This is a genomic window from Micromonospora sp. NPDC047644, from assembly GCF_040704315.1.
Classification (GTDB): Bacteria; Actinomycetota; Actinomycetes; order Mycobacteriales; family Micromonosporaceae; genus Micromonospora.
On the sequence record NZ_JBEYSY010000001.1, the window covers coordinates 295,450 to 319,971 of the forward strand.

22 protein-coding genes and 1 riboswitch are annotated in these 24,522 nt (G+C 72.6%); of the genes, 14 read left to right on the forward strand and 8 right to left on the reverse strand.

Annotated features, from left to right (window positions below):
- Positions 1-2: 2 nt before the first annotated feature.
- On the reverse strand, positions 3-1,967 hold the full coding sequence (locus AB0877_RS01380) for a copper-translocating P-type ATPase (RefSeq protein ID WP_366606160.1): 1,965 nt from the start codon (positions 1,965-1,967) through the stop codon (positions 3-5).
- Positions 1,968-2,387: 420 nt separating this feature from the next.
- Between AB0877_RS01380 and AB0877_RS01385 the strand changes: the two genes are divergently transcribed.
- Together AB0877_RS01385 and AB0877_RS01390 are read left to right on the forward strand one after the other, a co-directional pair.
- On the forward strand, positions 2,388-3,758 hold the full coding sequence (locus AB0877_RS01385; protein ID WP_366605611.1) for a YibE/F family protein: 1,371 nt from the start codon (positions 2,388-2,390) through the stop codon (positions 3,756-3,758).
- A gap of 166 nt (positions 3,759-3,924) precedes the next feature.
- A riboswitch (cyclic di-AMP (ydaO/yuaA leader) is annotated at positions 3,925-4,055 on the forward strand.
- 4 nt (positions 4,056-4,059) lie between these two features.
- Positions 4,060-5,079: a hypothetical protein gene (locus AB0877_RS01390; RefSeq protein WP_366605612.1), complete on the forward strand. Its 1,020-nt coding sequence runs from the start codon at positions 4,060-4,062 to the stop codon at positions 5,077-5,079.
- 55 nt (positions 5,080-5,134) lie between these two features.
- Here AB0877_RS01390 and AB0877_RS01395 read toward each other — a convergent pair whose 3' ends face one another.
- Entirely contained in the window at positions 5,135-5,860 is a 726-nt protein-coding gene (locus AB0877_RS01395) for a carbonic anhydrase (RefSeq protein WP_366605614.1), read from the reverse strand.
- Positions 5,861-6,084: 224 nt separating this feature from the next.
- Between AB0877_RS01395 and AB0877_RS01400 the strand changes: the two genes are divergently transcribed.
- Positions 6,085-6,420 (forward strand): MarR family winged helix-turn-helix transcriptional regulator, encoded by a 336-nt coding sequence (locus AB0877_RS01400; protein WP_366605616.1) that lies wholly within the window; start codon positions 6,085-6,087, stop codon positions 6,418-6,420.
- Between the two features lie 69 nt (positions 6,421-6,489).
- A complete protein-coding gene (gene mycP, locus AB0877_RS01405) occupies positions 6,490-7,701 on the forward strand; it encodes a type VII secretion-associated serine protease mycosin (RefSeq protein WP_366605618.1) in 1,212 nt (403 codons plus the stop codon).
- Positions 7,702-7,803: 102 nt separating this feature from the next.
- Here the strand turns inward: mycP and AB0877_RS01410 are convergent, their stop codons facing one another.
- The 3 genes from AB0877_RS01410 to eccCa all read right to left on the reverse strand — a co-directional run bounded on the left by AB0877_RS01410 (position 7,804) and on the right by eccCa (position 12,587).
- Positions 7,804-8,082, reverse strand: coding sequence for a WXG100 family type VII secretion target (locus AB0877_RS01410; protein ID WP_366605620.1), 279 nt, complete (start codon positions 8,080-8,082; stop codon positions 7,804-7,806).
- 25 nt (positions 8,083-8,107) lie between these two features.
- The gene (locus tag AB0877_RS01415; protein ID WP_030329557.1) at positions 8,108-8,416 is read right to left on the reverse strand and encodes a WXG100 family type VII secretion target; all 309 of its coding nucleotides are present in this window, start codon (positions 8,414-8,416) and stop codon (positions 8,108-8,110) included.
- Positions 8,417-8,621: 205 nt separating this feature from the next.
- Entirely contained in the window at positions 8,622-12,587 is a 3,966-nt protein-coding gene (gene eccCa, locus AB0877_RS01420; protein WP_366605622.1) for a type VII secretion protein EccCa, read from the reverse strand.
- Positions 12,588-12,753: 166 nt separating this feature from the next.
- On the opposite strand from eccCa, the gene eccD reads away from it, so the two are divergent.
- Entirely contained in the window at positions 12,754-14,151 is a 1,398-nt protein-coding gene (eccD, locus tag AB0877_RS01425; protein WP_366605624.1) for a type VII secretion integral membrane protein EccD, read from the forward strand.
- Between the two features lie 19 nt (positions 14,152-14,170).
- Here eccD and AB0877_RS01430 read toward each other — a convergent pair whose 3' ends face one another.
- The gene (locus AB0877_RS01430) at positions 14,171-15,358 is read right to left on the reverse strand and encodes a type VII secretion protein EccE (protein WP_366605626.1); all 1,188 of its coding nucleotides are present in this window, start codon (positions 15,356-15,358) and stop codon (positions 14,171-14,173) included.
- 163 nt (positions 15,359-15,521) lie between these two features.
- On the opposite strand from AB0877_RS01430, the gene eccB reads away from it, so the two are divergent.
- The 8 genes from eccB to AB0877_RS01470 all read left to right on the forward strand — a co-directional run bounded on the left by eccB (position 15,522) and on the right by AB0877_RS01470 (position 22,101).
- On the forward strand, positions 15,522-17,129 hold the full coding sequence (eccB, locus tag AB0877_RS01435) for a type VII secretion protein EccB (RefSeq protein WP_366605627.1): 1,608 nt from the start codon (positions 15,522-15,524) through the stop codon (positions 17,127-17,129).
- A gap of 46 nt (positions 17,130-17,175) precedes the next feature.
- Entirely contained in the window at positions 17,176-17,586 is a 411-nt protein-coding gene (locus tag AB0877_RS01440) for a hypothetical protein (RefSeq protein ID WP_355004994.1), read from the forward strand.
- On the forward strand, positions 17,579-18,874 hold the full coding sequence (locus AB0877_RS01445; RefSeq protein WP_366605628.1) for a hypothetical protein: 1,296 nt from the start codon (positions 17,579-17,581) through the stop codon (positions 18,872-18,874). The genes AB0877_RS01440 and AB0877_RS01445 overlap by 8 nt, the downstream gene beginning before the upstream one ends.
- Positions 18,875-19,122: 248 nt before the next feature.
- Positions 19,123-19,443 (forward strand): hypothetical protein, encoded by a 321-nt coding sequence (locus AB0877_RS01450; RefSeq protein ID WP_366605630.1) that lies wholly within the window; start codon positions 19,123-19,125, stop codon positions 19,441-19,443.
- A 158-nt stretch (positions 19,444-19,601) separates the two neighbouring features.
- Entirely contained in the window at positions 19,602-20,420 is an 819-nt protein-coding gene (locus AB0877_RS01455; RefSeq protein ID WP_366605631.1) for a hypothetical protein, read from the forward strand.
- A gap of 33 nt (positions 20,421-20,453) precedes the next feature.
- Positions 20,454-20,795, forward strand: a complete 342-nt coding sequence (locus tag AB0877_RS01460) for a YkvA family protein (RefSeq protein ID WP_366605633.1) — start codon at positions 20,454-20,456, stop codon at positions 20,793-20,795.
- Positions 20,796-20,826: 31 nt separating this feature from the next.
- The gene (locus AB0877_RS01465; protein ID WP_366605634.1) at positions 20,827-21,234 is read left to right on the forward strand and encodes a TIGR03618 family F420-dependent PPOX class oxidoreductase; all 408 of its coding nucleotides are present in this window, start codon (positions 20,827-20,829) and stop codon (positions 21,232-21,234) included.
- Positions 21,235-21,456: 222 nt separating this feature from the next.
- Positions 21,457-22,101, forward strand: coding sequence for a C39 family peptidase (locus AB0877_RS01470; protein ID WP_366605635.1), 645 nt, complete (start codon positions 21,457-21,459; stop codon positions 22,099-22,101).
- Positions 22,102-22,111: 10 nt separating this feature from the next.
- Here AB0877_RS01470 and AB0877_RS01475 read toward each other — a convergent pair whose 3' ends face one another.
- Positions 22,112-23,494, reverse strand: coding sequence for an FUSC family protein (locus AB0877_RS01475; RefSeq protein WP_366605637.1), 1,383 nt, complete (start codon positions 23,492-23,494; stop codon positions 22,112-22,114).
- Positions 23,495-23,599: 105 nt separating this feature from the next.
- On the opposite strand from AB0877_RS01475, the gene AB0877_RS01480 reads away from it, so the two are divergent.
- Positions 23,600-24,199: a hemerythrin domain-containing protein gene (locus AB0877_RS01480; protein WP_366605638.1), complete on the forward strand. Its 600-nt coding sequence runs from the start codon at positions 23,600-23,602 to the stop codon at positions 24,197-24,199.
- A 70-nt stretch (positions 24,200-24,269) separates the two neighbouring features.
- Here the strand turns inward: AB0877_RS01480 and AB0877_RS01485 are convergent, their stop codons facing one another.
- Positions 24,270-24,452, reverse strand: coding sequence for an antitoxin (locus tag AB0877_RS01485; RefSeq protein WP_091395189.1), 183 nt, complete (start codon positions 24,450-24,452; stop codon positions 24,270-24,272).
- Positions 24,453-24,522 lie beyond the last annotated feature (70 nt).

Consider the following 24,522-nt stretch of genomic DNA (forward strand, 5'->3'; position numbering starts at 1 on the left):
GCTCAGTCCGGCGCGGGATCGAGACGGACCCGGCGCAGCAACTGCGCGTTGAGCGCCACCACGATCGTCGACGCCGACATCAGCACCGCGGCCACCGCCGGGCTCAGCGCCACACCCGCCCAGGCCAGCGCCCCGGCGGCCAGCGGCAGCGCCACCACGTTGTAGCCGGCCGCCCAGGCCAGGTTCTGCCGCATCTTCCGGTACGACGCCCGCGACAGCCGGACCACGGCCTCCACCCCACGCGGGTCCGAGGATGCCAGCACCACCCCGGCGGACTCGATGGCCACATCGGTGCCCGCGCCGATCGCGATGCCCACGTCCGCCCGGGCCAGCGCCGGCGCGTCGTTCACCCCGTCACCGACCATCACCACCACCAACCCCCGCCGCTGGAGCTCGGCCACCCGATCGTCCTTCTCGGCCGGCAGCACCTCGGCGAAGACCTCGTCGACGCCGGGCCGGAAGCCGAGGTCGGCGGCGACCGCCTCGGCCACCGGCCGGGCGTCACCGGTGATCATGGCGATGGTCCGGACACCCTCGGCACGCAACTCGTCGACAGCGCGCCGGGCCTCCGGACGCACCTCGTCGGTCAGCGCGAACGCGCCGAGCACGGCGTCGGGCAGCCGCACCAGGTGCAACACCGCGGCACCCCGCGCCGACCACCGCCCGGTCGCGGCCTCCAGCTCCGCCGGGAGCGAAAGGCCCAGCTCACGCAGCAACGCCGGCCCGCCCACCGCGTACTCCGTACCGTCGATTGTCGCCTTCACACCGCGGCCCGGCAGCGACCGGAACCCGGCTGCCCGGGCCGGGCCGGCGCGGCCGGCCGCCGCCACTATCGCCCGGGCCAACGGATGTTCGCTCTCCGACTCGACACCGGCCGCGATCCGCAGCACCTCGTCGCGCTCGACGCCGGACGCCGTCGCCAGGTCGGTCACCCCGTGCTCGCCCCGGGTCAGCGTGCCGGTCTTGTCGAAGAGCACCGCGCCGACGGTCCGCATCCGCTCCAGGGCCAGCCGGTCCTTGACCAGGATCCCGGACCGCGCGGCGAGCGCGGTGGAGAGCGCGACGACCAGCGGGATGGCGAGACCCAGCGCGTGCGGGCAGGCGATCACCAGGACGGTGACCGCGCGGACCACCGCCTCGTCGGGCTGACCGAGCGCGGTCCAGACCAGCACGGTCAGCACGGCGGTGCCGGTGGCCAGGTAGAACAGCGCGGCGGCGAACCGGTCGGCCAACAGTTCGGCCCGTCCACCGGAGGCCTGGGCCTGGGCGACCATCCGCTGGATGCCGGCGAGCGCGGTCTGCTCACCCACCGCCTCGACGCGCACCCGGATAGCCGAGTCGGTGGCGACGGTGCCGGCCACCACCCGGTCGCCGGTCGACCGGGCGACCGGCCGCGACTCCCCGGTGATCATCGACTCGTCCAGCTCGGCGTCGCCCTCGACGACCCGGCCGTCCGCCGGCACCCGACCTCCCGGCCGGACCAGCACCACGTCGCCGATCCGCAGTCCGGTCACCGGCACGGCCTCGACCCGGCCCTCCGCCGTCACCCGTTCGGCCTCGTCCGGCAACAGCGCGGCCAGCGCCGCCAGCGCTCCCCGGGCCTGCCCGATGGCCTTCATCTCCTGCCAGTGCCCGAGCAGCATGATGGTGACCAGCGCGGCCAACTCCCACCAGAAGTCCAGGTCGAAGACGCCGACGCTGGTCGCCAGGGACGCGGCGTACGCGACGGTGATCGCCATCGCGACCAGCAGCATCATCCCGGGCGCCCGGTCCCGGACCTCCCGAACCGCACCGACCAGGAACGGCCAACCGCCCCACCAGAACACCACCGAGCCGAGCACCGGGCCCACCCAGGCCCGAGCGGGGACGACGTCCCCGCTCAGGCCCAGCCGACCCGACACGAGATGACTCGTCAGCACCACCGGGACGGTCAACACCAGGCACACCCAGAACCGACGGCGGAACATCGCCGGATCGTGCCCGGCGTGCTTGTCGTGCACGGGGCGCTCGTCGTGCCCGTGCTTGTCGTGCGGCACGGATCTGGTGGGTTGCGGGTGGCCGGGGTCCGGCGGTGGTGCAGCGGGCATGGCTCCAACATGCCGGCCCGGCGAGCGCCACGCGGCCGGATCGGCCACCCGACACCCGACACGACCCGCGACCCCCAGGTGGGCTGGCTAGCATCTCCCCGATGGCCCTCCGTATGCCGCTGCACAGTCGGGTACCAGCGCCGCTTCGACGTGGCGTCGCCCCCGGCCCAGCACTGACCGTCCGTGATCAAGGGGTCGTCAGGCAGCGATCCGCCCCGCCGTCCGCCGCGTTTCCGCCGAAACGGTGAACCGCCCGGCCCGCTGACCCGTACCCCGCACCGGATCGTTGGGAGTCCCACCTTGGCCGCCAACCACACACACTCCGCTCCGTCCGCCCCACCGAGGGTGCGACGGATCCTCGTCGTGACTGTGGTGCCCCTCTTCGTCGCCACCGTGCTGGCCGCGGCGCTGCTCTGGCCGCGCGGCGGATCGCCGCAGACCGATGGTGGCGCGGACGTGCCGCGCTACCCCGGCACCGTCACCCGGGTGGTGAGCGAGCCGTGCCCGCCGGTGCCGTCGGTCCCCGAGGGGACCCCGAGGGTCGGCGACGGGCGGTGCGGCACTGTCGACGTCCGGGTGGACGACGGGCCGACCGCCGGCCAGCAGGTACGGACTCCGGTGCCGGACGGGCCGGGCGCGCCCCGGGTCGAGGTCGGCGACGAGGTCGTCCTGGTCGAGCTGGCCGACCCGGTCGACCCCACCACCAGCAACTGGAACATCGCCGAGCACCAACGCGGCACCCCGATGGTGTGGCTGGCGGTGATCTTCGCGGCCGCGATCGTCGCGTTCGGTCGGTGGCGAGGTCTGGCCGCGCTCGCCGGGCTGGCCGCCAGCTTCGCCATCCTGCTCACCTTCGTGCTGCCGGGCATCAGCGCCGGCAGGTCGCCGCTGCTGGTGGCGGTGGTCGGCGCGGCTCTGATCATGTTCGTGGTGCTCTACCTGACCCACGGGGTCACCGCACAGACCTCGGTAGCGGTGCTCGGCACCCTGGGCAGCCTGGTTCTGACCGGCGTGCTCGCCACCATCGCCACGGCCGCGACCCATCTCACCGGCTTCGGCAGCGAGGACGCCACCACACTGTCGATGTTCCAGGGCGACGTGGACCTGCACGGTCTGCTGCTGGCCGGAATCATCATCGGGTCCCTCGGGGTGCTCGACGACGTGACGGTCACCCAGGCGGCCACCGTCACCGAACTGGCGAACGCCAACCCCGGGCTGACCCGGTTGCAGCTCTACCGCGCCGCCACCCGGGTCGGCCGCGCGCACATCGCCTCCACTGTCAACACCATCGTGCTGGCGTACGCGGGCGCGTCACTGCCCCTGCTGCTCCTGCTCACCGCCGACGCGCGGCCGATCGGGCAGATCCTGACCAGTGAGTTCCTGGCGCAGGAGATCGTCCGCAGCGCGGTCGCCACCCTCGGTCTGATCGCCGCCGTGCCGCTGACCACCGGGCTGGCCGCGGTGGTCACCGCCGCCGGGCGCACCGACACCTCAGCGTCCACCGACGCTCCCACGTCCCGACCCCAACCGGATCGCAGCGAGGCCCTGGCCGCACTCAGCTCCCCGCGAACGGCCGACTCCGACGAGCCGGACCGGACGCGGACCGCACCCCCACCCGAGGCCACCGACCGGTGGCCGAAGTCGAACAGGAGCACGGATACGGCATGGTGACACTCCTCAGCGTGACCAGATCGGGCATCCACCCTGAGAACCCCGTCATTGGTCACTCAACGCTATGGCGAAATGACGCTTTTGGTCGGCATCCAGGCGTAGCTCAGCCGGTCGACTCTCGGGTAACCTCGCTGCCGGTTACCGATGAAGGCGCGAAGCGGCGCCTGCGGTGCCACCGCCCAATCGCCAACCGGCGAGCCGGGGACCCAGGTACCTGGGGTGAATCCGCATCAGCGGTAGGGGCCGCTTCCGCCCCGAACCCGTCAGCTAACCCGGTCGGCGGTCGACGGAAGGGAACATTGTGACGGCACCCCTACGCCGCTGGTTGACCCCCGTGGTGGCCGTGATCGCCGCACTGACCGTGTTCGCCGGGCCGTTCCCGGCGCATGCCGCCCCGACGAACCCCACACCGTCCGGGCACGAGGAGGACGGCGAGCCCAAGCTGCTCAACGACGTCATCGAGCAGGCCAACCGTGACTACTCCGCCGCGAAGTCCAAGCTGGACAAATCCAAGAAGCGGCAGAGCGAGTTGGCGGCGGAGGTCAACCGGGCCAAGGCCGACCTGGACGCGTTGGCCCCGCAGGTCGGGCAGATCGCCGCCCAGGCGTACCGGACCGGCCGGATCGGCGCGGTCGCGATGCTGCTGGAGAGCGAAGCGCCCGACTCGTTCGTCCAGCGCGCCGGGATGCTCGACGAGATGAACATGGTCAACGAGAAGAAGCTCTCCGAGGTCAACGAGGTGAAGGCCCGCGCCGAGCAGGCCAAGTTGGCGCTCGACACCGAGGTCCGCGAGCAGCAGAAGCAGACCGCTCTGATGGCGAAGCGCAAGAGCGAGGCCGACAAGGCGCTCTCCCTCGTCGGCGGCAAGGGATTCACCGGCGGCCTGGTGGATGCCACCTCCAAGGTCGCGAAGATCGGCCCGGGTCGCACCGCCGACGGTGACTGGAAGTCCCAGTCGTGCAGCGAGAAGGACCCCACCACGTCCGGCTGCGTCACGCCGCGCACGCTGCACGCGTACAAGGAGGTCAAGGCGGCCGGCTTCAACCGGTTCGTCGGCTGTTACCGCCCCGGCGGGCCGTGGGAGCACCCGAAGGGCCGCGCCTGCGACTGGTCGCTACAGAAGAGCGGGTTCTCCCCGTGGCACAACAACGACACCCGCATGTATGGCAACAACGTCGCCGCGTTCCTCATCCGTAACGCCGACCGGCTCGGCATCTACTACGTGATCTGGAACCGGCAGATCTGGTTCCCGGCCACCGGCTGGAGTTCGTACAGCGGGCCGTCGAACCACACCGACCACGTGCACATGTCGCTGCTCTGACCCGCACGATTTCGTCGAGGGCCGTTCCGCGTGACGCGGAGCGGCCCTCGTCGCGTCAGACGATGGCGGGCGCGGCCGGGTCGGTCGAGGCCGGTGTCGTCGACGTCGCGAAGCCGGCCGGCACGGCGGCCACCGGACGTACCGCTCCGGCCGCCAGCCGGTAGGACACGCCCACCACCGCGCACCGTCCCCGCGCCACCTCCTCGGCCAGCACGGGCGACTGCGCGAGCAACGTCTCGACGGTCTGTGCGATGTGGATGTCGACGATGCCGTCGATGTCGTCCACGCCCTCGGCCTCGGCCCGGCCAAGGCTGGGCAGCACGGCGTCGACCACGGCCCGCAGATGGCCACTCGGCGCGGTACCGGTCGCGGCGGACTCCCGGGCGGCCTGCACCGCACCGCAGGAGTCGTGACCGAGCACCACCACCAGCGGGGTGCCGAGCACCGTCACCGCGTACTCCACGCTGCCGAGCACCTCGGGGCCGGCGGTGTGCCCGGCGGTGCGCACCACGAACAGGTCGCCCAGACCCCGGTCGAAGATGATCTCGGCAGCCAGCCGCGAGTCGGAGCAGCCGACGATCACCGCGAACGGCTGTTGCCCGTCGGCCACCGCGGCCCGGCGCCCGGCATCCTGGTTGGGGTGGCGTGGGGCGCCGTCGACGAAGCGCCGGTTGCCGGCGACCAGTTCGGCGTACGCCCGGGTCGGCTCGATCAGCGCGGTGGCCCGGTCGGTGGTCCGCTGCGGACCCGGCTGACCGCCGGAGCTTCCGGTATGACTCATCCCGCACCTCGTCTCGACGCATCTGACCTGGTCAAAGGGCTATCCGCCGGCCGGGCGGCGGGCGCTGGCTCGTGCTCCACCGTCACACGCACCGTAAGATGCGTCAAGGGATGCGTGATTTAGATTTCATACGTTGACGCCGACCACCCCCTGGGCAACCTCTTCCGGGCGGGGCGACCAGACTCTCGCGAGGGCAGACGGACATCCGGAAGGGCGGTCACACGATGGCGACCACGGTGACGGGCGACACCGGCAGCGGGCGGAACTGGACGTTCCTCACCAATCACGGACACGTCCTGCTGGCCATCGCCCGCGATCCGACCGCCCGGCTGCGGGACGTCGCCGCCGAGGTCGGGGTCACCGAACGGGCCGCGCAGGCGATCGTCGCCGACCTGGAGGCCGGCGGTTACCTGCACCGCACCCGGGTCGGGCGGCGCAACGAATACACCCTCAACCCGGCCGGCCGGTTCCGGCACCCCGCCGAGGCCGACCGGCAGGTCGGCGACCTGCTCGCGCTGTTCGCCGACGTGCCCACCGCGAAGGCGGAGCCTCAGGCCTGACCCCGGTCACCGGGGTCCGCTGAGCGACGGTCACGGCGGTAACCTTTGCTGGTGCGCGAATGCCCGCCGATGAGCGCGACCCCGTCCCGCCGCGCCCTTCACGGCGTCCTCAGTGGAACGCTGGCGGTCCTGCTCGGCGCCGACCTGGTGGCACCCTCCCCCGCGACCGCCGCGCCGCCCCTCTGCGGTCCCACCGGCACCGACAGCCTGACCCAGATGCCGTGGGCGCTCCGCCGACTGGAGCCGTCCTCGGCGTGGCCGCTGTCCCGGGGCGCCGGGATCACGGTGGCCGTGATCGACTCCGGAGTCTCCGCCGCCCACCCGCTGCTCAAGGGGCAGGTGCTGGAGGGTCGCGACTTCAACGGCCTGCCGGCCCGCCAGGGCCAGTGCGACGAGGCCGGGCACGGCACGCTGATCGCGGGCATCATCGCGGGCCGGGAGGGCACCGTCGTCCCCTTCAGCGGCATCGCCCCGGCCGCCCGCATCCTGCCGATCCGGGTGCTGCCGCAACTCGGCGCGGTCAACAACCCGCAACTCCCCGCGCAGATCGCCGCGGCCATCGACTGGGCCGTCGAACAGGGCGCCGACGTGATCAACCTGTCCCTGACCACAGTGCCCCGCCCCGAACTGACGGCGGCCGTCGATCGCGCGCTGGCCGAAGGGGTGGTGCTGGTCGCCGCCGCGGGCAACCGGTCGGAAGACTCGCAGAACCTGCCGGGTTACCCGGCCGCGTACCCCGGGGTGATAGCGGTCGGCGGGGTGGACGAGCAGGGCGGCCACGTCGGCACCTCGATCAGCGGCGACTACGTCGACATCGCCGCGCCCGGGATGAACATCGTCGGGCCGGCACCCGGAAACAGCGGCTACCGCACCGTCCCGGAGGGTGGCACCAGCTACGCCGCCGCGTACGTGTCGGGGGCGGCCGCGCTGGTCCGGGCCGCCTACCCCGGTCTCGACCCGCAGCAGGTCGCGGAGCGGCTGAAGCGCACCGCCGACAACCCACCCGAGGGTCAGAACGCCGACATCGGGTACGGCATGGTCAACCCGTACCGGGCGGTGTCGAGCCTGCTCGGCACCAGGGCGAACCCGCCGGCGAGCGCGCTCCCGGCGCCCGCCGTGCGGGACGACCCGCTGAGCTGGCAGCGCCCCACAGCGATCTGGGCAGCGGTCATCGGCGGGCTACTCGCCGGGCTGCTGCTGGTCGCGCGACCGATCATGGCCCTGGGCCGCCGACGCGACTGGCGCCCCGGCCGACGCAACGACGCGCCAACCGCCGGCTGACCCACGCACCGCGGCCCGGCACCCACTCCTACACCCGCCAACGCCAGACACACAGCGGCTCCGGGCCGGGCGAACCGGACCGGAGCCGCTGGTGCGAATGCCTCAGCTCCACACCTTGGAGTTGCTCATCTCCGTGGTGAGGTAGTTTTCGCGGGCGATGCCCACGGCACCGCCGATCTCGTTCAGGATCCGGTTGATGTCCCGGACCGCCGCGTCCCACTTCGCCTGGTGCTGCTCGTAGGCGACCCGGTCCTCGCCGTCCCAGTGCAGCTTGGTCAGCATCGACCGCAGCGTGTCGAGCTTCTCCTCGAGGGTCTTCGAGATGCTCTGCATCTGCTGGTTACTGCTCTCGAGGACCGCATAGTCAACTTTGATCGTCACGATTTCCTCCTCTGCCGGCTACGGATCACGGGTTGAGAGCAGAGTGGAACTTGTCCAGCATCTGCTGCTGCTCTTCGTCGTTGACCTGGTGCGTCGTACCCGACTTGTCGAGCAGGTCCGCGATGCTGTCCATCGCCGTCAGCAGCTTGACGGTGTCCTCGTTCCAGCGCGTCATCAGCGACTGGAAGCCCGTGGACGCCTGACCCTTCCACGCGATGGCCAGGTCGTCGACCACGTTCCACAGCTTCTTCAGCTCGCCGTCGACCTCGCTGCGCGTGGACCGCACGTCACTCGCGGCGGTATGCAGAGTCGCAGCTTCGACCTCGAACGCCATGCTTCACACCCTTCCGTCTGTTGTGGTGGCGGCTTCGCCGCACCCCTCCCCCGCGGCAAGGCAGCAACACCCCACCGACGGACACTCCTGTGAAGACCGTAGCGGAACGTGTCCAGCTCTCGCAGCCCTGACCGGGGACGTTCGATGGATGGTGGTGAATCGGGCCGGAACGGCCCACCACCCCCTGCCGAACGAACGACAGCGCTCAGACCGGCTCAGACCACGCGGTCTGAATCAGCTGCTGGCCGTCACGACGGCGCACCAGGGTGCCCCGCCCGGCCGGCTGCGGGCTCGGCCGCAACGTACCGAAGACCGCACCCTCCTCCCGGTTGCCGGACATCAGCAGCCCCGGCGAGTCCAACTCGCGCAGCCGTTGCAGCACCGGCTCGTACAGAGCCCTGGACACACCACCGACCCGGCGCGTGACGATCAGGTGCAGGCCGATGTCGCGGGCCTGCGGCAACAACTCGTGCAGGGCGCTCAGCGGGTTGCTGCCGCCCGACGCCACCAGGTCGTAGTCATCCACCAGGATGTAGAGATCCGGACCCTTCCACCAGCTCCGATCACGCAGCTGTGCGGTGGTCACGTCCGGGCCGGGCAGCCGGTTGGACAAGGCGCTACGGATCGACCCCAGCCCCTGGGCGAACGCCTGGTTCGACGGGGCGTAGTCGAGCAGGTGGTCACCCTCCACCGCGCCCAGCAGGCCACGCCGGTAGTCGGCGATCACCAGCCGGGCCTGCGCCGGCGTGTACCGCTCGGTGATCCCCCGGGCGATCAGGCGCAGCATGTTCGTCTTGCCGCACTCCGCGTCGCCGAAGACCGTCAGGTGCGGCTCGTTGGCCAGGTCCAGGTAGACCGGCGCTAGTGCCGACTCGTTGACACCGATCGGGAGACCGGGCGCCGAGCGGTCGATGATCCGGGCCAGCTCCGACACCGGCAACCGGCGTGGCAGCAACCGCACCTTGGGCGCCGGACGCCCCGGCCAGTTCGCCGCCACGTGCCCGGCCAGGGACAGCGATGCCTCGCTCAGATCCTCGATGTCGCGGCGGCCGTCGATCCGCGAGATCGCGGTGAGAAAGTGCAGCTTGTCCCGGGTCAGACCACGACCGGGCGACTTCTCCGGCACGTTGTTCGCCGCCCGACGGTCGATCTCGGACTCCGACGCGTCACCGAGGCGCAGCTCCAGCTTGGTGCCGAGCAGATCCCGCATGTTGATCCTGATCTCCGCCCACCGCACGGCGGTGAGCACCACGTGCACACCGAAGCCGAGGCCCCGGTTGGCCAACGTGGTGATGGTCTGCTCCAGCTCCTCGTACTCCTGGCGCAGGGTGTTCCACCCGTCCACCACCAGGAACACGTCGCCGAACGGGTCGTCGGCGAACTCACCGGCGGCACGACGGCGACGGTAACTTGCCACCGAGTCGATGCCGTGCTGGGCGAAACGACCCTCCCGATCGTCCAGGACGGCGACCACCTCGGCCACCGTCCGGCGGACCGCCTCGACGTCGCGCCGACCCGCCACCCCGGCCATGTGCGGCAACCGCTCCATGCTGCGCAGCGCGCCACCACCGAAGTCCAGGCAGAAGAACTGCACCTCCCGCGGCGTGTGCGTGAGCGCCAACGAGGCCAGCAGCGTACGCAGCATCGTGCTCTTGCCGCTCAGCGACCGACCGACGATGACCACGTTGCCGCCGGCCCCGGCCAGCTCGACCATCATCGGATCCCGACGCTGCTCGTAAGGGCGGTCCACCACGCCGACGGGCACCGTCAGTCGCCCACGCCCCGGCCAGGAGGCGGTGCACAACCCGTAGGTCGGGTCCACCGCCAGCGGACCGAGCAGCTCGCCCAGACCCGGCGGGTCGGCCAACGGCGGCAGCCACACCTGGTGCGCCGGGCGACCCCGACCCTTGAGCTGGTCGATCAGCACGTCAAGCATCGCCACGGCCTTGCCGTCGGCCGGCTGCTCCGCCTCCGGAGCGGTGGCCACCGGCACCTGCGGGACCTGCACCGGCACGAAGTCGAGACCGTAGGGCACGATCCGGCGCTGCACCAGCGCCTGCGAGGCGGAGGCCTGCTGCCCCGGCGCCCGGTACGCGCCGGACACGTACGCGGCCCGGAACCGCAGCATGGTGCTCGTGTCCGTCTTCAGGTAGCCGTGGCCCGGCGAGTTCGGCAGCTCGTAGGCGTCCGGGACGCCGAGCACGATGCGGCTCTCCACAGCGGAGAAGGTCCGCAGACCGATCCGGTACGACAGGTGCGTGTCGAGGCCCCGCAGCTTGCCCTCTTCGAGACGCTGGCTGGCCAGCAACAGGTGCACGCCGAGGGACCGACCCAACCGGCCGATCATCACGAACAGGTCGATGAAGTCCGGTTTGGCGGCGAGCAGTTCACTGAACTCGTCACAGATGATCAACAAGCTGGGCATCGGCGCCAGCGGCTCACCGGCCGAGCGCGCCTTCTCGTACTCGAAGCGGGAGACGTAGTTGCCGGCCGCCCGCAACAGCTCCTGACGGCGCACCATCTCGCCGGCGAGCGCGTCGCGCATCCGGTCGACAAGCGGCAGCTCGTCGGCCAGGTTGGTGATCACCGCGCTGGTGTGCGGCAGCGCCTCCAGCGAGGCGAAGGTCGCGCCGCCCTTGAAGTCCACCAGGACGAAGTTCAGTTCCTCCGACGAGTGGGTCACCGCCAACGCGGCCACCACCGTACGCAGCAGCTCGCTCTTGCCGGAGCCGGTCGCACCGATCACCAGACCGTGCGGGCCCATGCCCTCGTGCGCCGACTCCTTGAAGTCGAGCTCGACCACATTGCCGTCCGGGCCGACACCGAGCGGGATGCGCAGCCGGTCGCGGTGCCCACGCGGGCGCCAGGTGTTCTGCACGTCCACCGCCGCGGCGTCACCGACGCCGAGCAGGTCCGGCAGCTCGGTGCTGCGCGCCAGCGGCTCGTCGCCGCCGGTCTGCTGCTGGGAGAGCCGGAAGGGGGCGATCTGTCGGGCCAGCCCCTCGGCGGCCTCCGCGCTGAGCCGGTCGGGACGACCCAGCGTCGACGACGAACTGCCCCGGACCAGGTCGAGTGAGGCTCCGTCGTTCACGTCGAGGCAGAGCAGCCAGCGGCCGGCGTCGCGCGGCACCGTCCCGGATAGGTCGATCACGGTGGCCCCGAGCAGACCCGGGCCGACCAGCTGGCAGGTCGGCGAGATCTCCCCGCCGTCGATCACCACGACCAGGTGCGGGGCGGTGGTCAGCGGCTTGGCCTCCGGCGCGAACCGGGGCCGCCCGGCCAGCTCGGCGGCGAGCGAGGCTTCGGCCTCGGCCAGGCTGGCGAAGACCAGCCGGCGCGCGCCCGCGGCGTCCGTCCGACCGCTGTGGTGGGCGTGTGGCAGCCACTTCACCCAGTCCCAGGACGACTGCCGGTCGGGTGCGGCGACCACGGCGATCACCAGGTCGTCCGGTGCGTGGAAGGTGGTCAGCTGCCCCAGCGCCGCCCGGGTCAGGTCGAGCACCGGCTCGCGGTCACCGCGGAGCACCACCCGACTGAACGCGCGCACCGACAGCGCCGTCGGCAGTTCGGGCACCGTGGAGTGTGCCCGGACGAACCGGCGGAGCGCGATGGCGCTCATCGGCTCCAGGTCCTCCACCGGCTTCGTCTCCGGCGGGACGATCTCCACGGCGAGCCGCTGCGGGCCGAGGGCGATCCGGGTCTCGCCGAAGTCGTCCTCGGTGATCCGCCGCTCCCAGAGTCGCCGGGACGCGGCGATCGACCAGAGCGCGTCGGGCTCCGGGTGCCGCCAGGCCATCGCGGCCCGCTGCTGCTCGGCGGCCCGCCGGGTGCGCTTACGCATCTGCGCCAGGTAGCGCATGTAGTCGCGGCGATCGGCGTTCAGCTCCGCCTTGTCCTTGCCGCCACTGTTGGCCAACGAGCCGATCGCCATGCCGAGCATCGAGACACCGAACAGACCACCGGCGACGTAGGTCATCATGCCGCCGCCCTTGCCGGCGTAGAGGAACGCCATGGCCCCGACCCCGCAGAACATCGGCAGGATCATGAGCAGCTGCCCCATCCCGCGGGGTGTCGGCTCGGGCAGCTCAGGAGGCGACTCCAGCAGCACCTCGCCGCGCGGCAGGGCCGGCCCCGGCTGACGCGGGAGCCGGCGGAACACCACAGTGCTCACGGCTGTCTCCTCCCCAGAAGCGGCCCTGATGACGTGCTTCCCGCGGAACACCGCCCGCGGGTGGGCATCGTACGTGCCGTCATCGTAGGTAATCTGCCGTGTGCGCGGTGGACCCGGACCGCGGCATCCCAGCCCGCCGATCACAGACGCACACCTGGAGGCCACTGTGGCGACGAAGACGGCGACCGGCGGTCTCAGCCGGATCACCATCGTGGCCCCGCGTACCCGGATGGACCTGGCGCTGCCGTCGGACGTCCCGTTGGCGGACCTGCTTCCCACGCTGCTGCGCTACGCCGGCGAGGACATGGCCGACGAGGGCGCGCGGCACGGCGGCTGGGCACTGTCCCGGTTGGGTGGTGCGCCCCTCGACGGTGGTCGTACCGCAGCGCAGCTCAGCGTCCGCGACGGTGAGGTGCTCTACTTCAACCCCCGGTCCGACGCCGCGCCGGAGATCGTCTTCGACGACGTGGTGGACGCGGTCGCCACCGCGACCAACCAGCGCCCCGGCGCCTGGCAGGTCGGCGCGACCCGCTCCTTCGCTGTGGTCTTCGCGGCGGCGGCGCTCGGCGCCGGCGCGCTCGCCGCCCTCTTCGCCGGTCCGCCGCACCTGCCCGGCGCGCTGGCCGCGCTGCTGGTCGCGGTGGCGCTGCTGGTGGGCGCGGCGGTGCTGTCCAGGGCCGCCGGTGACAGCGGCACCGGCGCGGTGCTGGCCCTGGTCGGCCTGGCGCACGCGGCCACCGGCGGCCTGCTGCTGCTGGCCGGTGATCGGGCGCTCACCGACCTGGCCAGCCCGCATGTCCTGCTCGCGGCGACCGCCGCGGTGGTGGCCGGCGCGGTGGCGGTGCTGGCGGTCGGCGACCGGTATCCTCTCTTCTTCGCGGCGATCGGGGTCGCGGCCGCGACCGGCCTGGGCGCTGTGCTCTGCCTGGCCCTCGGCCTCGACGCGGCGGCCTCCGCGGCGGTGGTCGCGGCGGTCGCGTTCGGCGTGGTGCCGGCGCTGCCGATGATGGCCTACCGGCTGGCCCGGCTGCCGGTGCCGTCGATTCCCACCGGGCCGGAGGATCTGAAGACCGACAGCGAGTCGGTGGACGGCCGGCAGGTGCTCCAGCAGAGTGAGCGCGCCGACGCGTTCCTGACCGGTCTGTTGTGGACGGTGTCCCTGCTGGTGCTGGGCGCGCAACTCGTGCTGGCCCTGGACGGGCGCCTGCCCGCGGTGCTGCTCTGCCTGGTGCTGGCCCTGCTGGCACTGCTGCGGGCCCGCCCCCTCCTGGGCCGGGCGCAGCGCACCCCGGTGCTGCTGGCCGGCACCGTGGGTCTGGGCCTGGCCGCCGCGACCACCTTCGCCGGTGGGTCGCTGCCGGTCCGGCTCGGCCTGATCCTGGGCGGTCTGGTGCTCGCCGCGGTGATCAGCCTGATCTACGGCCTGACCGTCGCCGGCAAGCGCATCTCGCCGGTCTGGGGCCGCCTGCTCGACATCGCCGAGATCCTGCTCATCATCTCGCTGGTGCCGCTCGCCTTCTGGGTCTGCGGCCTCTACGGCTGGATCGTCAACCTCCGCCCCTGACCGTGTGCCCCCGCACTTCTCAGCGCGACCGCAGGTCGGCCGAGACGCCCAGCGCCGACGCGACCGGAGCGGTGGCGTAGACGCCCGGGGCGTGCTGACCGTCCATCGGCCGGGTGGACGCGCCCACCCGGCCGGCGACCTCCCGAACCACCTTGACCAGGGCCTCGACGTGGTTGTCCATCGCCGCGACCCGCAGCAGCGGTGCTGCCACCCGACCGTCCGACGAGACGGTCACGGCCACCGTGTGCGACGGCGCCGAGGTCGCGGTGATCGCGTCCACCAGCGGACCGAGCGGCGCGTCGAAGCGGCCCCGTAACGCCATGCAGCGGTGCGTCCAGCCGCCGCCGCGCAACCCACGCCAACTCTCCGCCGGTGCCTCGGGCACCAGGTCGAGGCCGGCGGCCGAGACGATGGCCGCGCGCAGCTCCTCCCGGCCCAGCGGGCGATGTGCCAGCCCCGCCGAGGTCAGCGCCTTGCCGAGCCGGCCGATGCCGGCCGCCACCGTCCGGTGTACGCCGGTCAACCCGCCGCCCCGGCTCACCGCCTCGACCCGGGCGTCCCGGACGGTGAGTCGCACCGCCATCCAGACGGTCCGGTGCGCAGCCGGCGGAGCGCCGGGTGCCGGGTACCAGACCAACGTGTGCGCGACGACCTGGGCCCGGGAGATCGGGGCGCTGAAGTCCGCGAGCACCCGCAGCGCGCGGTCCACGGCGGCGGCGTCGACGGAGCCGACCGCCGCGCCGGTGGCGGACTGCAGGGCGACGGCGGCGAACCAGCCCTGGTCGTCGCGCCCGATGCCGAGCCGGGTGCCTCGGTCGGTCAACTCGATGACGCTCAGCTCGGGAGCGAGCGCGGCCAACCTCGGGTCGGTCGCCGTGCCGCTGGCCAGCGCCGCCGACGCCCGGTCACCACGTCGACGCAACCGTCGGCGCAGCAGCAGGTCCTCGAACCACCAGCGGCCACCCCGACGGGCGAAGGCCGCCAGGACGACCAGCAGCGAGGCGACACCCGCCGCGGCGAGCACCCACCTCGGTCCGGCCGTGGCTGCCCAGACGCCGACCACGCACAGCTCCAGCACGACGAGCTGCCCGACCAACACCGGGCCGACCCGCCCACGGCCGGGCCGCTCGGCCGGAGGCGCCGGCCGGGTCGGAGCGTCGACAGGGTCCGTGACCGCTCGGGCGGGTGGCGCCTGAACCTGCGTCATCGCTGACTGTCCCTCCTGCACGGTACGACTCTGCGCCGGGTCTTCTCCGGTGCCGGCCACGAGCGGTGGTCCCAAGGAACCACAGTCGGCCCCTTATCGTAGGGAAGCCCGCGACGGCACCCCGACCCTGATCGTCGCGGATCCACCCCGCCGGAGGTAAGTCATGCGGACCCGCCGCGATCAGGTGCAGGCGTACCGCTTCGTCACCCGCCGCATCGTCTCCGCCTTGCTGTCGGGTGATCCGGAGACCACCAACCTGCCGATGCGACGGCTCGGCATGGCCGTCTTCGGCAGTGTCCTCACCGCGGCCATCGTGCTCGGCGGGGTCGGCGCCTACGGCCAGTTGACCGGTGGCACGGCGCCGCTGGACGACCAGACCCTGGTCATCGAACGGGAGACCGGCGCGACGTACGTGTTCATCGAGGGCAAGCTGCACCCGACGCTCAACTACACCTCGGCGCGCCTCATCGTGAACGATGCGAGCGCCCAGGTGCGGACGATGTCCCAGGCGTCGCTGCGGGACCGGCCCCGCGGCGTCACGGTCGGCATCGTCGGGGCACCGGACGCCCTGCCGGACCGCAAGTCGTTGACCGGCCTGCCCTGGTCGGTCTGCGACGTGCCCGACCCGGTCGACCGGCAGCGGTCCAGCACCCGGCTGGTGATCGACCGTGCGCTGCCAGGCGGCACGCCACTGGGTGACCGGGCGGTGCTGGTCTCGGCGAACGAGCAGCGGTACCTGGTCACCAGCGACACCCGACTCCAGCTGCTCGACCCGTCCCGCACGATCACGGCGCTGCGGATGGCCGGCACCGAGCGACTCCAGGTCGGACAGCAGCTGCTCAACGCCGTCCCGGCCGGGCCACCGCTGCGCCGGCCGTCACTGCCCGGCGAGGGTGAGCCCAGCAGTCGCACGGTGGCAGGGCAGGCGTACGACGTCGGTTCGGTGTTCAAGGCCGCCGGGCGGCACTACGTGCTGACCCGGGAGGCTCTCGTCTCAATCAGTGAGATCACCGCGCTGCTGCTGGTCAGCAACGGCGGTCGGATCACCGACATCACGCCGAACCAGGCCAGCGAGGCGTTCGAGGAACGGCGGATCGAGGAGGAGGGGGTGCCGGCGACGATGCCCGTCCTCTACCCGGCCCAGCCCGGTCAGACCACGCTGTGCGCGACGTACCGCAAGGGCAGCGCGGGCGGCCCGCCGACCACCACCCTGGAGGTCTTCGACCGGGTGCCGAGCGAGTTGACCGACAGCGATCCGGGCCTGGTGCCGGTGCGCCAGACCAGGCGCGACGCCGTACGCACCGCCGAGGCGGTGTTGCTGCCCGGGGGCAAGGGTGTCATCGCGCAGGCCTCGCCCGGTGCCGGGACCAGCGGGTCCGGTGCCGCCGGGTCGACGATCTACCTGATCAGCCCGCAGGGCATCCGGTATCCGCTCGGTTCGGCGGCGACCCTCGACGTGCTCGGTTACGGCGGGATCACCCCGCTGGCGGTGCCCGGCTCCCTGCTGGCACTGATCCCGACCGGGCCGACGCTGAACCGCGAGGACGCGTTCGCCGTCTTCGCCGCCGACGGGCCGGCACCGAGCGCGCCGCCGTCGGCCGCACCCTCGTCGGCCGCGCCGAGATCGGGCTCGCCGTCCGCGGCACCGCCGTCGGGCACGCCGTCCGCCGCGCCACCGTCGGGGTCGCCACCGTCGAGTCCGGCCAGTGGCACCCCGTCGAGCGGTGGGACCGGCGGGGGGTCCACGGAATCGACCGACGCCGACGGCTGAGCAGCTCCGACGGGTCGCCCTCAGTCGCACTGGTGGACTAACCTGGATGCCGCTGACGGTTGTCAACCAGAACGACGGGGATGTTGCCATGGCCGGGCGTACGGAAGTCGACCTGTTGTCCCTTGAGGACTTCCACGAGCACCTGGCGTCGCGGTTGAGCCAGGCCGAGTCGGTGCTGCGCAAGCTCAACACCGAGATGCAGTGCCGTCCTCCGGCGCTGGGCTCGTTCTTCGACGCCACCGACAAGGCGCGACGCTACAGCGAGGTCCACCAGTCCTATGTCGACCAGGCCGAACGGATCCGGCAGGCGGTGCTGGCGGCGCAGCAGGCGACGAGCACGATCCTGAACAACTACCGCACCGCCGAGGCGCGTAACGCGGCGAACGCCGACGATGTCACCGCCGCGCTGACCCCGGTCGACCGGGCGTTGCAGCCGAAGGAGGACGGGCGTGTCTGACTACACCCAGCGCTACCAGGGCAACAGCCACCAGCAGCTGTACGACGGCCTGATGGCGGGCAAGCCCGAGCAGATCGAGGGCGTGGCCACCCAGTGGGCTGAGCTCAAGGGCATCCTCGACGGTCTCGGCCGGGAGCTGAGCGGCGACCTCGACAAGCTCGCCAACGCCTGGACGGGTTCGGCGGGTCAGGAGTTCCACCGGCGACTCAGCTTCATCGTCGCCCACACCGACGCGCTGGGCGAGGGGATGGCCGGCATCAGGCAGGGGTTGACCATGATGGCCGACCATCTGCGCGACGCCCACAAGCAGGCTGAGAGCCCGGAGGAGACCGACGACAACGACAAGGCGATCGGCGGTGCGATCAAGGGTGGCGCGGTCTTCGGTCTGACCGGTCTGATCGTCGGGGGCATCGCGGGTCACCAGCAGGACAAGGCAGAGCAGGAGAAGGCCCACCAGCGGATGGTGAACCTGGTGGCCGGCCTGGCCAACAGTTACGAGCTCTCCGCCTACGACCGGGTGGTCGAGCCGCCCCCACCGGACCCGGACACTCCGACCACCGCCCGGAAGGATCCGACGACGCCACAGAGCGTCTCGGCGATCGCCCGGGTGAGCGGCGGCCCCCACACCGGCACCGACACCGGGCGCAAGGGTGACGCGACCATCTCGACGCCCGACCATGTCGCGCAACTGCCGGGCGACGGTTCGACCCCGGGCGAGGTCGGCGGAGTCACCGGCGGCGGGGCTGCTGTCGTGACCGTTCCGACCGGCGCTGGCAACGATCTCGCTGGCGGGGGCACCTCCCTCGCCGGGGCGGACCCGCTCCTCGGCGGCGCGCTGCTCGGCGGGGGTGCCGCCGGGCTGGTCGGGCTGTCCGGGCCGGCCGGCGCGCCGACCGCGGCGAGCACCGGTCCCGGCCTGCTCTACGGGGCGCAGGGCGGGGCACCGGCCGGCGGGGTGTTGCGCAGCGGCGCGCTCGCCGGCTCGGGCAGCGCGGCCCCCACGTCGGCTCGACCGACCGGCGGCGGCGCGGCCCCGGCGGAGACCCGCGCCGCCAACGGGGTCGGGCGCAGCATCGACGGCCAGCGTGGTGGGAGCGGCGGCCGTCCGGCCATGACCGGTGGCAACGCCCGGCCGGGGTCCGGCGGCGCTCGTCCCGGTGTGCTCGGCGGGCAGGGTCGTGCGCAGGACGACGACTCCGACGAGCGGCTGACCTGGCTGACCGAGGACGAGATGGTGTGGCAGGGCGACGAGAGGGCTGCGCCCCCGGTGCTCGGCACCGGCGACTGACCACGGCCCACCGACGGGCGGGACCGCACCATCGGCGGTGCCACCCAGATGATGCACGCGGCGCCCCCGATCGGACCGGATCCGGTCGGGGGCGTTGCCGTTCCCGGGCCCTGGTCGGCGGTGTCCACAGTGCGCATGGTGGTGGCGGTCACGCCCGCGCCGTCCATCGCCGTGCTGCGGTCGGCCGGAACGGGCGATAGGTTGGTCGGGTGTCATCCGCAGCGTCCGTCCGCCCAGCCAGGTGGGCTGTGCTGCGGTCACTGCGGGAACTGACCCGCCTGGCGGTCACCGCGCTGGTCCTCGCGGTCGGCCTCGGTGCCGCTCTCGCCGCGACTCCACCGCCCACCCCCACGCAGCTGCGGCCCAGCGCCGTGAGCAGCCGGGTGGCGACTGTCAGCCCGGACGCCGTCGCGGCCGACGAGAGCGCCGGCCAGCCCGCTGAAGCCCTGCCGACTGGCACGCGCGACACCGCCACGGCGACCGGTCCGGTCGCGGCGGGCCCGGCGCACGTCCCGGCCGCCGATCCCGGCCGCGGCTCCCCCGCACGACGCGGCCCACCCACCCGCTGAGCCAGGCCCGGCGATCCCCGGGGCCCGACCCCGACTGATCCTCCCGCACGGCACCTGAGTTCGCCGTCCACAGGATCATCCCGCCACCGCGCCGACCGGTGCCGCCGCGCCTTCCTGCCGCCCGTCGATACCCGCCTTCGACCGCGAGGTGCTGATACATGCAAACCATCCTCTCCGCCGTCCTGCCCGACCTCTCCCGGGCCGCCGTCATCTGGCTGAGCCTGCTCGGGGTGGTGGCCGTCGCCGTCTCCGCTCTCCTGCTGCGACCCGGCCGGCTCCGCTTCGACCCGGGTTCCCGGATCCGGCGCGCCGCGATGCCGAGCCAACTTGAGCTGGCGCAGGAGGAGCGGGAGCAGAGCCGCTACGCGCAGGAGGTCGCGGTCGCCGCGGAGCGGGCGACCACCACGGTGCGGCGTCGACGGGCGGAATGGGTGGCCGCCCAGGAGGCGGTCGAGGCGGCCTGGCTGGCGTACGAGGCGGCCGAGGCCGGCGTACGGCGGTTCGACGCGGCGGCCGCGATGCCGCTGCCGCACACCGTACGGACCCCCGCGGAGTACGCGGACCGCGAGCGCTACCTGCACCGGGCGGCGCTGGACGCGTACTGGCGGCGGGAGCTGTCGGTGGAGCAGCTCAGCGACGTCTTCGCGCACCGCGACGGCTGGGACCCGCGGCTGCACCCGGTCGAGCAGGAGCTGGTGCTCCAGCGGGCGATCCGGGACAACCTGGCGGCCCGGCACGCCGCAGCGCGCGAGCGGGAGCAGAGCGCGTGGCGGGCGGCGGAGGTGGCGGTTGCCGCGGCTCGCAGTCTGCGCGAGGAGGCGCACGCCGCGAGCGGGCGACGGGTCGCCGAGTCCGCGTCGGTGCTGCCGCTGAGCGAGGTTGCCCGGCCGGTGGGCGCGCAGACCCGGGAGAACGTCGAGCAGACCCGGGAGAACACGGTGATCGCTCGCGGCCGTGCGACGGTGCCCGCGTTCTGAGCCGCGCGGGCTCGGGTGGGTTAGCGTGACGGCATGTCCCGACAGGCGTGGGTCCTCGTGGTGATCGCCAGCATCCTGGCGCTCGCCACACTGGTCGGTGCCGTGGTGCTGGCGGTGCGGGTGGTGCGTACCCGGCGGATGCTGACCGGGCTGGGCGCGGGCGGCAAGATCGCCTTCTACGGCGCGCTGATCTACACGATCTTCCCGGTCGACGTGCTGCCGGACCCGATCTACCTGGATGACATGGGGGTCCTGGCCGCCGCGCTGATCTACCTGACCCGGCTGGTGCACCAGCGTCGGGCGGCCGGTCGCCAGCTGCCCGGTCAGCCGGACGCCCCGCCGGATCGCGGCCAGGTGCGCCGCCGCGTGCCATGATCGGGATCGGTTCGGCGGACAGGGGACGGGCATGGCGGGCGATCATCGGTTGGACGTGCACGATGAGCGGGTTGTCGCCTTCTGCGCCGAACGACACCTGGCGACGCTGACCACCCTGCGGGCGGACGGCACCCCGCACGTCGTACCGGTCGGGGTGACTCTCGACCCGGCGGCCGGCCTGGCCCGGGTCATCACCTCCGGCGCGTCCCGCAAGGCCCGTCAGGTGGCGGCTGCCGGCGCGGCGGGCGCGGCGGTGGCCGTCTGCCACGTGGATGGCCGCCGTTGGTTGACCATCGAGGGCCGCGCGGTGCTGCGGTCGGATCCGGCCTCCGTGGCGGAGGCGGAGCGACGGTACGCCGAGCGGTATCGGACACCACGCCCGAATCCGGAGCGGGTGGTCATCGAGATCACCGTGACCAGGTTGTTGGGCAGCCTCTGAGCTGACCGGGTGTCCCCGATGACCGGTTCGGGTCGGGCCGGACGACGCGCGGCCCCCGGTGCCGACAGTCAGCGGAATTCTCGGTGGAGCAGAGCCGTTACGCCCTCGGTACGCCCGGGGCCGAGACCACAGCTGGTCGGCCCCGTGTTGCGCCGAGCGCCATTCCCGGTGCTGCCGCCCTCCGCTTGTCGGAGCCGACAACCCCCGAACGGAGACTCGACCATGAACCCGATCGTCCAGAAGAGCGGTCTGTCCGTCGTCGGCCTGCTGGTCGCCGGCGGCTGCGCCCTCGGCCCGGCGGTGGCCGCACAGGCCGCGCCGGCACCCGCCGCGCCGGCCTCGTCGAGCCAGACCGACAGGCACGCCGAGCGGGTCCTCGGCGTCGAGTACCAGGCCCAGCCCAACTTCTACTACTGCGGCCCGGCCGCGACCAGGATCGCGTTGTCCGCCCAGGGCAAGGCGCTCTCCCAGGACGAGGTGGCCCGGCTGCTCGGCACCACCGAGGCGGGCACCCCCTCGGCCCTGGACACCACCCGGGTGCTCAACGAACTGACCGGCGGCAAGTACCGGACCACCGAGATCCGTGATTCGGTGGCCCGCCCCGAGCAGGTCGAGCAGTTGCGCCGTGACGTGCTGGCCGCGGTGGACGCCGGCCGCCCGGTGGTGGCCAACATCAAGGGCACGACCGTGGACACCGACGGCAACCCGCACTCGTACGAGGGGGGCCACTACCTGACCCTCGTCGGCTACCGCGACGGTGGTGACACGATCCGGGTCGCCGACCCGGCCGACCCGGCGTTGGGCGAGTACTGGATGAGCCTGCCGAAGGTCGCCAACTGGATCGCCGAGCGCGGCTACTCCTCCTGATCCGGACGGTTCACCGGGCCGGCCTCTCCCGTGCGGGGAGGCCGGCCCGACCGTTGTCACGGGTGCGGGACGCCAGGTGCGCGCGTCGGCGGGCTCGGGCGGCTCGCGTCGGCGGAGCCCGGTGCAGTTGTCGGCGCAGTGGCGGGTGGATCTCCGCCTCGCCGGCTCCGGCCGCGCGGCGCACGATCCGGTTGGCGTCCTCCGGTTCGTAACCCGCTGCCCGGAGCAGGTCGCTGGCCGCGGTACGCAGCCCGGTGACGAGGGATTCGCCGAACGACCTGACCCCGGCCGCCGATGCCTGCCCGGCCAACTCGGCGCACTGCTCGACCAACCGACGGGTGCGCTGGGTGTCGTCGCCGACCTTGCACTCCGCACGCATCTCCGCCACCGCCTGACCCAGTCGGCCCATCGCGTCCGGCAGCTCCGGTGGGATCGGCTCGTCGTACTGCAACGCGGTGGTCGACCAGCGGGCCATCGCCCGGCTGTCCAGCGATAACCGCTCCAGGTGGCCCGCGCTGCGGGCGTAACGGTGGTACTGCTGCCGGCGGTGCCAGCGCACCGGGGCGATGGTCACCACCTCCTCGGCGCCGCTGAGCGCGTCGTGCAGCCGGCCCAGGTCGTCCTCGGTGCTGCGAAGCCGGTCGAGGACGCCCATGGTCCGGGCACCGTCGCGCTCGCGGATCGCCTGCGCCAGCTCGTCGAGCTGCTCACAGAGGATCGCGAAGATCGGTGCGGCGGCCCGGTCCAGCACCCGCATCGGGTTGATCGGCAACAACAGCGCGACCACCACCAGGCCGACCGCACCACCGACGAGCGCGTCGAAGATGCGGGGCACCTCCAGGCCGCGTTGCATCGGGGCCAGCGTGGCGATCAGCACGGCGGTACCGCCGGCCTGACCGACGAGCGGACCACCCTTGCCGGCCACCAGCAACGCGCTGGCGATGGCCAGCGCGACCACCACACCGGTCTGCCACGGGCCCGAGCCGAGCAGGAATCGCAGCGTGTCGCCGATGATGATGCCCAGGGCCACGCCGCCCAACAGCTCGAAGGTGCGCCGTGCCCGCTGCCCGATGGCGGTGGCGATCGTGCCGACGGCGGCGGCGGGTGCGAAGACGTGCGATCCCTGGCCGAGCAGGTTCTGGGCGAGCAGGGCGGCGATCGCCGCGGCCAGCCCGGCCTGGATGGAGATCACCAGGGTGACCTCCCACTGCCGGGCCCGGACCCGACCGGCCTGCCCGCCACGGTGCCGCACCCGCCGGACCGTCCGCTGGGCGGTCTCGTCGAACCGCGACTGATCGCGGTCGGCGGGCGGGCGGTCGTCGGCCATGGCGGCGGTTACCCCGGCGGCGGCACGGCAATCGTGTCGGCCGGGCACCACCGTCACCGCAGGCACCGCAGACACCGTCGTACGCATCGTCAACCGTGGGTTTGTGCAGCCCCGTGGGGGTACCAGAGCCACACACCTCCCACCGATCCGCAACCGGTAAGGGGCCGTGACATGACCAATCCACCGAACACCGACGACCACGACGCTGTCGACATCCTGGTCTCCGATCACCGTGCGATCGAGGCAGTCCTGGTCGAGTTGGCGACCCGGCAGGGCACTGTCGAGCACCGCCGCCGCCTCGCCGACGTGGTGATCGCCGAACTCGTCCGCCACTCGGTGGCCGAGGAGGCGTACGTGTATCCGATCGCCCGGAAGGTGCTGCCCGACGGCAACGAGATCGCCGACCGGGAGATCGCGGAGCACGCCGACGTCGAGCGGATCATGAAGGAGTTGGAGTCGGCCGACCCGTCCGACCCCCACTTCGACGAGCTGCTCGCCCACCTGACCAGCACCGTCCGACAGCACGTGGCGGAAGAGGAGAAAGAGCTCTTTCCGCGGCTGCGCGCGGCGACGGCCCGCGAGGAGCTGGTCGAGATCGCCGCCCGGGTGACGGTGATCAAGGAGATCGGGCCGACCCGGCCACACCCGGGGAGCCCGGAGCACCCACCGGCGAACAAGCTGCTCGCCCCCGGCATCGGCCTGGTCGACCGGCTACGCGACGCGTTGAGCGGCCGGCCGACCTCGATGGACGAGCTCCGCGACAAGCACTGACCGGCGCATCATCCGGACCTGGCACTCCCGGGTCGCCGACGGCTCGGCGACCCGGGAGAAGCGCGGTGGGTCAGCGGACCTGATCGCCCTCACCGGTGCGCGCCTGGGCCTGGTCGACGCCCTTGTCGATCTGATCGCCGTACTTGCCGCCGGTGCGCTTGTCGGCCATGTCGCCGGCCTTCTCCGCACCCTGGTCGACCTGCTTGTCATGCTTGTCCGCGAAGTCCTTGGCCTTGTCCATGAAGTCACCCACGGCGTTCCTCCTCAGTCCGGTCCGTCCCCTTCGCGTTCCCTCGGCCGGACCACGCAAACGCCGCCGCTGC